The organism is Cellulomonas avistercoris, from assembly GCF_014836445.1.
Classification (GTDB): domain Bacteria; phylum Actinomycetota; class Actinomycetes; order Actinomycetales; family Cellulomonadaceae; genus Cellulomonas; species Cellulomonas avistercoris.
On record NZ_JACSQV010000013.1, the window covers coordinates 26,972 to 35,597 of the forward strand.

The 8,626-nt window shown below is 74.5% G+C and carries 10 protein-coding genes; 4 read left to right on the plus strand and 6 right to left on the minus strand.

Annotated elements, in window-relative coordinates:
• Window position 1: 1 nt before the first annotated feature.
• The 6 genes from pheS to infC all read right to left on the minus strand — a co-directional run bounded on the left by pheS (window position 2) and on the right by infC (window position 4,820).
• The gene (pheS, locus tag H9657_RS14420; protein WP_191784121.1) at window positions 2-1,072 is read right to left on the minus strand and encodes a phenylalanine--tRNA ligase subunit alpha; all 1,071 of its coding nucleotides are present in this window, start codon (window positions 1,070-1,072) and stop codon (window positions 2-4) included.
• Between the two features lie 257 nt (window positions 1,073-1,329).
• Complete coding sequence (thpR, locus tag H9657_RS14425; protein WP_191784122.1) at window positions 1,330-1,992, minus strand: RNA 2',3'-cyclic phosphodiesterase; 663 nt, start codon at window positions 1,990-1,992, stop codon at window positions 1,330-1,332.
• Window positions 1,993-2,020: 28 nt separating this feature from the next.
• Complete coding sequence (locus tag H9657_RS14430) at window positions 2,021-2,851, minus strand: TrmH family RNA methyltransferase (protein ID WP_318241520.1); 831 nt, start codon at window positions 2,849-2,851, stop codon at window positions 2,021-2,023.
• A gap of 113 nt (window positions 2,852-2,964) precedes the next feature.
• Entirely contained in the window at window positions 2,965-3,351 is a 387-nt protein-coding gene (gene rplT, locus H9657_RS14435; RefSeq protein ID WP_191784123.1) for a 50S ribosomal protein L20, read from the minus strand.
• A 62-nt stretch (window positions 3,352-3,413) separates the two neighbouring features.
• Window positions 3,414-3,608, minus strand: coding sequence for a 50S ribosomal protein L35 (gene rpmI / locus H9657_RS14440; protein ID WP_046528208.1), 195 nt, complete (start codon window positions 3,606-3,608; stop codon window positions 3,414-3,416).
• A gap of 87 nt (window positions 3,609-3,695) precedes the next feature.
• Window positions 3,696-4,820 carry a translation initiation factor IF-3 gene (infC, locus tag H9657_RS14445; RefSeq protein ID WP_404813168.1) on the minus strand — a complete coding sequence of 375 codons (1,125 nt, stop codon included), beginning with the start codon at window positions 4,818-4,820 and terminating at the stop codon, window positions 3,696-3,698.
• Between the two features lie 355 nt (window positions 4,821-5,175).
• Between infC and H9657_RS14450 the strand changes: the two genes are divergently transcribed.
• From H9657_RS14450 to H9657_RS14465, 4 genes are all read left to right on the plus strand, one after another.
• Window positions 5,176-5,589, plus strand: coding sequence for a Fur family transcriptional regulator (locus H9657_RS14450; protein WP_318241531.1), 414 nt, complete (start codon window positions 5,176-5,178; stop codon window positions 5,587-5,589).
• A 72-nt stretch (window positions 5,590-5,661) separates the two neighbouring features.
• Window positions 5,662-7,164, plus strand: a complete 1,503-nt coding sequence (locus tag H9657_RS14455) for a catalase (RefSeq protein WP_191784125.1) — start codon at window positions 5,662-5,664, stop codon at window positions 7,162-7,164.
• Window positions 7,165-7,273: 109 nt separating this feature from the next.
• On the plus strand, window positions 7,274-7,648 hold the full coding sequence (locus H9657_RS14460; RefSeq protein ID WP_191784126.1) for a DUF1844 domain-containing protein: 375 nt from the start codon (window positions 7,274-7,276) through the stop codon (window positions 7,646-7,648).
• Window positions 7,649-8,022: 374 nt separating this feature from the next.
• Window positions 8,023-8,526, plus strand: coding sequence for an FBP domain-containing protein (locus H9657_RS14465; RefSeq protein WP_191784127.1), 504 nt, complete (start codon window positions 8,023-8,025; stop codon window positions 8,524-8,526).
• The last annotated feature ends 100 nt before the right edge of the window (window positions 8,527-8,626 follow it).

Consider the following 8,626-nt stretch of genomic DNA (forward strand, 5'->3'; position numbering starts at 1 on the left):
GTCAGACCACCGTCCGGAACTGCTCGGAGAAGCGCACGTCGCCCTCGACCATGTCGCGCATGTCGGCGATGCCGTGCCGGAGCATGAGCGTGCGCTCGATGCCCATGCCGAACGCGTACCCGGAGTACACGTCGGGGTCCACGCCGCAGGCGCGCAGGACGTTCGGGTTGACCATGCCGCAGCCTCCCCACTCGATCCAGCCGGGCCCGCCCTTCTTCTGCGGGAACCACAGGTCCATCTCCGCCGAGGGCTCGGTGAAGGGGAAGAACGACGGACGCAGGCGCGTGCGCGCCTCGGGCCCGAACATCGACCGCGCGAAGTGGTCGAGCGTGCCCTTGAGGTGCGCCATCGTCAGGCCCTCGTCGATGGCCAGGCCCTCGACCTGGTGGAAGACCGGCGTGTGCGTCGCGTCCAGCGCGTCGGTGCGGAACACCTTGCCGGGGCACGCGATGTACACCGGGACGCCGCGCTCGAGGAGCGTGCGCGCCTGCACGGGCGACGTGTGCGTCCGCAGCACCAGGCCCGAGGCGTCCTGCGCGACGTCCGGGCTCGCCGGCGCGACGAAGAAGGTGTCCTGCATCTGCCGCGCCGGGTGGTCGACACCGAAGTTCAGGGCGTCGAAGTTGAACCACTCGGCCTCGAGCTCGGGGCCCTCGGCGATCTCCCAGCCCATCGCGACGAACACGTCGGCGATGCGCTCCGAGAGCGTCGACAGCGGGTGCCGGGCCCCCAGCGGGAGCCGGTCGGACGGCAGCGTGACGTCCACGGACTCCTCGACGAGGACGCGCGCGTCGCGCTCGGCCTCGAGCTGCGCGGTGCGGGCCGCGACGGCGGCGTTCACGCGGCCGCGCGCCTGGCCGACGAGCCTGCCCGCGACCGCCTTGTCGGGGCCGGGCAGTCCGCCGATCGCGCGGTTCGCGAGCGCGAGCGGGCTCGCGTCACCGGTGTGCGCGAGGCGCGCGGACTTCAGGGCGTCGAGGTCGCCGGCAGCGGCGACGTCCGCGAGCGCGGCGTCGACGGCGGCCGCGACGCCGGCGGCGTCGAGCGGGGACAGCGGGGTGTCGCTGGTCATCAGGACCTTCCAGGGCGGTTCGGCGACGGCCGCGCCGCGCCCCACGGAGCTCGGGGACGCACGTCGGCCGGCTGGGAAGTCTAGTGGCGCCCGTCCCGGGGCCGTCGGGCCGTCCCGCGGTGCGGCGACGTCTCAGGCACGCTGGTCAGCGTGCGCGTGCGCGGTCCGCGCGGCCCGGGACGGGCCGGCGAAATCGGTGACCACCGCCGGTGACGGCGAGCAGGGAGCGCATGGCGCCATGCTGCCACACGCGCACCTCACCGTCCGAGGGCGTACGTCGCGACGGTGGCGTACAGCGGACCGCCGCCACGCCCCTCCCCGGGACGGGACACGACCAGGGCCAGGGCGTCCACGCGCCACGTCGGCCCCTCGTACACCGCGAGCGCCTGCTCGAAGACCTCGGCGGGGTCGAGCTCCCGCCGGTCGCCGCCGGGCACGCGGCCCGGTCCGGCCGCACCGGTCCGGCCCCCGGACGCGGTCGCGCGCGAGCCGCGACGCGGTGGCCGCGCGCCCGGCCGTGCACGGCCCACCGTGAGGTGGGGCCGGTGCCGCACGCGCGGGTCCGACGGTGCGCCGTGCGCCTCGCCGACGGCCCGAGCCGCACCGGCGAGCCCGACCATCGTCGCGACGTCACCGCCCGTACCGACCCACAGGGTGCGGTGCGCGAAGACCCCCGCACCGCGCAGCTGCAGGTCGAACGGCTCGACCTCCGCCGCGGCCTGCGCCAGGTCGGCGCCGAGCGCGTCGGTCACGGCGTCGGGGACGCTGCCGTAGAACGCCGCGGTGAGGTGCCAGGTGTCCCGCGCTGACCAGCGCACGCCGTCGTCCTGCGACGGCGACCCGCGCCGCACGACGGCGAGCGCGAGGTCGAGGTGGTCGAGCACGTCGTCGGGGGGCCACACCGCGGCGAACAGGCGCATGGTCGTCAGCCTGCCAGGTCGGGCCCCCTCAGCGCTGGGCGCGGCCGGACGCGTACAGGCACACGGCGGCCGCGGTCGCCAGGTTGAGCGACTCGGCCCGTCCCCGCAGCGGCACCCGCACGGCCGCGTCGGCCAGCGCCAGGTCCTCGTCCCGCAGGCCCCAGGCCTCGTTGCCGAACACCCACGCGGTCGGGGCCGCGAGGTCCGGCACGCCCGCGGGCGCCGCACCGGCGACGTCGAGCAGGTCGTCGAGGTCGTGCGTCCCGCCGCCGGCGGCCGCGAGCACCTGCACGCCCGCCGCCTGCAGCGCCGCCACCACCTCCGGGAGCTCCGGGCCGGTCACCACGGGCAGGTGGAACAGGGAGCCGGCGGTCGCGCGCACGCACTTGGGGTTGTGCACGTCGACGCTGCTCGCCGTGAGGACCACCGCGTCGGCGCCCGCGGCGTCGGCGGCCCGCAGCACCGTGCCGGCGTTGCCGGGGTCCCGCACGTGCGCGAGCACGGCGACGAGCCGCGGCCGGCGCGCGAGCACCGGCCCGAGCTCCCCGTGCACGCGCTCGACGACCGCGACGCCGCCCTGCGCGTCGGGGCTCATCGCGTCGAGCACCTCGGGCGTCCCGGTGCGGACGCGGACCCCTGCGGCCAGCGCGCCGTCGACGATCTCCCCGTACCGGGCCGCGGCGTCGGGCGTCACGTAGACGTCGTGCACGCGCGGCCCCGGCGCGGTCACGGCCTCGCGCACCGCCTGCGGGCCCTCCACGAGGAACGTGTCGGACCGGCGCCGCACGCTGCGGCTCGCGAGGGCGCGCACCGCCTTGACGCGGTCGGCACGGGGGTTGGTCAGCAGGTCGTCGGGCACGCCCCCATCATCCCCGGCCCGGCAGGGACGACGACGCCCCCGTCGTCACGTGGACGACGGGGGCGGCGGCGGCGTGCCCCGAGCCGCGGACGGCTCGGAGGGGACGCGTCGGTTCAGGCTGCTGCGCGGGGTGCGTTGACGTCCTCGGGCAGGGCCGCCTTGGCGACCTGCACGAGCGCGGTGAACGCGGCGGCGTCGTTGACGGCCATGTCGGCCAGGACGCGACGGTCCACCTCGACACCCGCGGCCTTGAGGCCCTGGATGAGGCGGTTGTAGGTCATGCCGTTCTCGCGCGCCGCTGCGTTGATCCGCTGGATCCACAGCTTGCGGAAGTCGCCCTTGCGCGCCTTGCGGTCGCGGTAGGCGTAGACCAGGGAGTGGGTGACCTGCTCCTTGGCCTTGCGGTACAGCCGCGAGCGCTGCCCGCGGTAGCCGCTCGCCCGCTCGAGGGTCGTCCGGCGCTTCTTCTGGGCGTTGACCGCCCGCTTCACGCGTGCCACGTGATGCTCCTTGCGTAGTCCGGGGCTCGTCGCTCCGTCGGCGCCGTGCGGCGCCGATCAGGTCAGCGACCGAGCAGCTTCTTGATCTTGGGGGTGTCAGCGGGCGAGACGACGACGTCGCCGGCGATGCGGCGGGTGCGGCGGCTCGACTTGTGCTCGAGGAGGTGACGTCCGCCCGCCTGCTCGCGCATGACCTTGCCGGTGCCGGTGACCCGGAACCGCTTCTTGGCACCGGAGTGCGTCTTGTTCTTCGGCATGGCTGCCGTGTCTCCTTGTCGTTCGCATCGCACGGTCGTGCGACTCGTGGGTCGTCCGGACGCGGGGTGGGCGCGCCGGTGCGGAGGTCAGCCGGACTGCTCGCCGTCCGCCGCACCGCGCGGGCCGGGCCGCGGCGTGGGCTTGGGCGGCCCGCCTGCCGGGGGTCCCGGACGGGCGGCGGGGTTCGGCGGGGTGCTGGGGCGCGGCACCGCAGGACGCGGCGCCGGGGCGCCGGCCGCGGGCGACGGGGTCGCCGACGGTGCCGGTCGCGCGGCGGGTGCCGACGACGGGGCCGGTCGCGACGGTGCCGACGTGCGCGGCGCGGAGGACGGCGTCCGGGGCGCGGACGAGGTCCGCGGAGCGGGTGCCGACGAGCGCGGTGCCGAGGACGTCGAGCGGGGCGCGGGCGGTCCGGACCGTCGCGGTGCCGAGGACGCCGCGGGCGCGGACGTCCGCGTCGGCTCGGCGGGAGCGGCGGCAGCCGGCGTCTCGACGGGCTGCACGGGCTCGGGCCGCTGCTCGCGGGCCACCGGGGGCCACGGGATGTGCTCGACGTGCGACTCGGTCTCGTCGTTCGTCGACGCGTCGTCGTCGTTCTGCGAGGCAGCACGGCGCATCTCGTTGCGCTGCTCGGCCTTCTTCTTCGTCGGGCCCAGCACCATGATCATGTTGCGGCCGTCCTGCTTCGGCATGCTCTCGATGAAGCCGAGCTCGGCGACGTCGGCCGCCAGACGCTGCAGGAGGCGCACGCCCATCTCCGGGCGCGACTGCTCGCGGCCACGGAACATGATCATGACCTTGACCTTGTCGCCGGCCTTGAGGAACCGCTCGACATGGCCCTTCTTCGTGCCGTAGTCGTGCGGGTCGATCTTCAGCCGGAAACGGATCTCCTTGAGGATCGTGTTGGCCTGGTTCCGCCGGGCCTCACGCGCCTTCATGTCGGCCTCGTACTTGAACTTGCCGAAGTCCATGATCTTGCACACGGGAGGACGTGCGGTCGGGGCCACCTCGACCAGGTCGAGGTCCGCGTCCTGGGCCAGACGCAGGGCGTCCTCCAGGCGCACGATGCCGACCTGCTCACCGTTGGGTCCGACGAGTCGGACCTCGGCGACGCGGATCCGATCGTTGATGCGGGGCTCGCTGATGTGGTGCTCCTCGGGTTCGTCGTGGTGGACCCCCAGGAACGAGGAAGGCCCCCGCCCTGGGCACAGGGGGAGGCCTCGTCCGTCCGTCGTCGGTGGTCGTCTGGCGACCCTCGACCGGTCGGCGGGAGAACCCGTCGACCTGCGGACCGTGACCTGGTTCCCTGTCGTCGGACGAGCCGAGCGGTCGGGGCCAGGTGGGAGGAGCTCCACTTGTGCATCCGCTCCACCGCGTGCCCCTGACTCCGGCACGGTCACCCGGAGAGCTCCCGGAAGGCCGTGCGACAGGACGAGGGCGCGCGACAGCGCGAATCAGTCGAGCCCAGGCTAGCAGACCCGGCGGACGGGGTGCACCCGCGGCCGATCGGCGCTCCCTGCACCACCACACTGGAATGATTCCAGAAAACGTGCTCAGATGGCTGCCATGACGGACACCGACCTGCTGCGGCAGCACGGGCTGCGGGTCACCGCTCCCCGGCTCGCCGTGCTCGACGCGCTCGAGGGCCACGCGCACCTCGATGCCGACGCCGTGCTCCAGCGGGTCCGCACCGCCGTGCCGACCGTCTCCGTGCAGGCGGTGTACGACGTGCTGCACGCACTGTCCGACGCCGGGCTGCTGCGCCGCATCGAGCCGGCCGGGCACCCCGCCCGGTACGAGCGGCGCACGGGCGACAACCACCACCACGTGGTGTGCCGCGCCTGCGGCGCCGTGGACGACGTCGACTGCGCCGTCGGGCACGCCCCCTGCCTCACCCCGAGCTCGACGTCCGGCTTCGCGGTCGAGACGGCCGAGGTCACCTTCTGGGGCCTGTGCCCCACGTGCCGCGCCGCCGGCTGAGCCCCCGCACCGCCCGCACCGGCACCCCTGATCCCCCCGGGCCCGTCCGCCCGGCCGACGAGAGGAACACCCTTGTCCCACGTCCCCGCCACCACCACGAACTCCGGCGCCCCCGTCGCGTCCGACGCGCACGCCCTGTCCGTCGGAGCCGACGGCCCGATCGCCCTGCACGACCACTACCTGGTCGAGAAGCTCGCGCAGTTCAACCGCGAGCGCGTGCCCGAGCGCGTCGTGCACGCCAAGGGCGGCGGTGCGTTCGGCACGTTCACGGTGACGCACGACGTCTCCGCCTACACCCGTGCCGCGGTCTTCCAGCCGGGCACGAGCACCGACATGCTGGCCCGGTTCTCGACGGTCGCCGGTGAGCAGGGCTCCCCCGACACGTGGCGCGACCCGCGCGGCTTCGCGCTGAAGTTCTACACGTCCGAGGGCAACTACGACCTCGTCGGCAACAACACCCCGGTCTTCTTCATCCGTGACGGGATCAAGTTCCCCGACTTCATCCACTCGCAGAAGCGTCTGCCCGGCTCGCACCTGCGCGACAACGACATGCAGTGGGACTTCTGGACGCTGTCGCCCGAGTCGGCGCACCAGGTCACGTGGCTCATGGGCGACCGCGGCATCCCGGCCACGTGGCGCAACATGGACGGCTTCGGGTCGCACACCTACCAGTGGATCAACGCCGCGGGCGAGCGCTTCTGGGTCAAGTACCACTTCAAGACCCAGCAGGGCATCGAGAACATGCCGGCCGACGTCGCCGCGCAGCTGGCCGGCTCCGACGCCGACCACCACATCCGCGACCTGCACGAGCACATCGAGGCCGGCGACTTCCCGCGCTGGACCCTCAGCGTCCAGGTGATGCCGTACGCGGAGGCCGCGGAGTACCGCTTCAACCCGTTCGACCTCACCAAGGTGTGGCCGCACGGCGACTACCCGCTGATCGAGGTCGGCGTGATGGAGCTCAACCGCAACCCGGAGAACTACTTCGCGCAGATCGAGCAGGCGACGTTCGCACCGAGCAACTTCGTGCCCGGCATCGCGGCCAGCCCCGACAAGATGCTGCTCGCGCGGATCTTCTCCTACGCCGACGCGCACCGGTACCGGGTGGGCACCAACCACGCGCAGCTGCCGGTGAACGCGCCGCAGTCGCCTGTGCACTCCTACTCGCAGGACGGTGCCGCGCGGTACTCCTTCTCGTCGGCCACGACGCCGGTGTACGCGCCCAACTCCGTCGGCGGCCCCGCGGCCGACGCGTCCCGCGCCGGTGAGGGCGGCTGGGAGTCCGACGGTGCGCTCGTGCGCACGGCGGCGACGCTGCACCCCGAGGACGACGACTTCGGGCAGGCGGGCACGCTCTACCGCGAGGTCTTCGACGACGCCGCGCGCGGCCGGTTCCTCGACACGATCACGGGTCACGTGGGCGGCGTCCAGCGCTCCGACGTCCGCGAGCGTGCGATCCAGTACTGGACGCAGGTCGACGCGAACCTCGGCTCCGCCCTGCGCGGCCGCCTCACGGCGATCGACGCCCCGGTCGAGACCGGCGAGCCCGGCACGGCGAGCCTGCCCGTCGCCTGACCCCCGCGCAGCCGACCGGTCCGCCGGTCGCGACGGCCCCGCACCCGGTGTGCGGGGCCGTCGGCCGTCCCGGGCCAGGACGGCGCCGGGGCGGTGAGAGGATCGGGCCATGAGCGACACGACCCCGCAGGACCCGACGGACCCCACGACGCAGGCCGTCCGCGACATCGCCGACGTCGCCGCGGTCGAGGTCATCACGGCCGCCGCGGTGCACCTCATGAGCGCCGCCGCCGTCAAGTGCGGGCTCGCGGAGGACGACGCGCAGGGGCCGGGGTCGCGGCACCGGGACCTCGACGAGGCGCGCAAGCTCATCACCGCCCTGGCGGCGCTCGTCACGACGTCGGCGCCCGACATCGGCAACCAGCACGCGCGCTCGCTGCGCGACGGCCTGCGCTCGCTGCAGCTCGCGTTCCGCGAGGCGTCGCCCTTCCCGGACGCCCCGGGTGAGGGGCCGGGCGAGAAGTTCACGGGGCCGGTGTCCTGACGATCGTCCGGTCGAGGGCGTACCCTCGATGCGGCGCGAGCGTGGGCGACCGGTGAACGAGGGCTGCCGACGCGACGCCGACACCCCGGACGACGCACGAGGAGCGAGCATGCGGCACGAGCCCGCGGGAACCGAGGTGGCCGACATGGCCTGCTCGGGCGACCCCTGCCGCCGCACCGCCGCCTGAGGACCCTGCCGACCCGCTCTGCGAGGTCCGTCGCCACCCGCGCGACGCCCGACGGCCCGGTCGCGGCGCTCTCGCCGCCCTCCTGCCGACCACCACCCGCGCTCCCCCGTGCCCGCCAGGGCCGGACGAGCCGTCGCGCCCGCGCGACCGGTCGGCGGTCCCGACGTACGGAAACCGAGACCCCACCATGCTCCCCCTGACCGAGAAGCAGCTGCGCACCTCGTTCGTCAACGCCTCGCGCCGTGAGGCGAACGACGCCACCCTGCCCGACCTGACCTCCCTCGACTGGGACCGCCTCGACTACCTCGGGTGGCACGACCGGCGCGCGCCGCTGTCCGCCTACGTCGTCGTCGAGCTCGACGACGGACCGGTCGGCGTGCTGCTGCGCGCGGCCGACCCGCCGAAGGTCCGCCGTCGCACCATCTGCGCGTGGTGCGAGGACGTCGTCGTCACGGACGACGTCTCGATGTACGTGGCGCGTCGCGGCGGCGCGTCCGGCAAGCGCGGCAACACGATCGGCACGCTCATCTGCACGGACTTCACCTGCTCGAGCAACGTGCGGCGCCCGCCCACGCGCACCGAGGCGGGTTCGGACGCCGAGGTCCTGCGGGAGCAGATCGTCGCGCGTCGCATCGCCGGGCTGCGTGAGCGCTCGGTGCGCTTCGTCGAGGAGATCCGCCGCACCCGCTGAGGCTGAGGGACCCGCCGGGCGCTGCGCGGCGTCAGCGCGTCGCGCTGCCGCCGACGGTGGCGTCCGGCGGGCCGTGGCCCCGGTCGCGGGGGGGGGGGGG

Bases quoted from the DNA above. Each gene is read 5' to 3' on its own strand.
- thpR (WP_191784122.1), bottom strand. From the start codon at position 1,992: ATGCGCCTGTTCGCCGCGGTGTGGCCCCCCGACGACGTGCTCGACCAC.
- H9657_RS14465 (WP_191784127.1), top strand. From the start codon at position 8,023: ATGCTCCCCCTGACCGAGAAGCAGCTGCGCACCTCGTTCGTCAACGCC.
- rpmI (WP_046528208.1), bottom strand. From the start codon at position 3,608: ATGCCGAAGAACAAGACGCACTCCGGTGCCAAGAAGCGGTTCCGGGTC.
- pheS (WP_191784121.1), bottom strand. From the start codon at position 1,072: ATGACCAGCGACACCCCGCTGTCCCCGCTCGACGCCGCCGGCGTCGCG.
- H9657_RS14460 (WP_191784126.1), top strand. From the start codon at position 7,274: ATGAGCGACACGACCCCGCAGGACCCGACGGACCCCACGACGCAGGCC.
- H9657_RS14450 (WP_318241531.1), top strand. From the start codon at position 5,176: ATGACGGACACCGACCTGCTGCGGCAGCACGGGCTGCGGGTCACCGCT.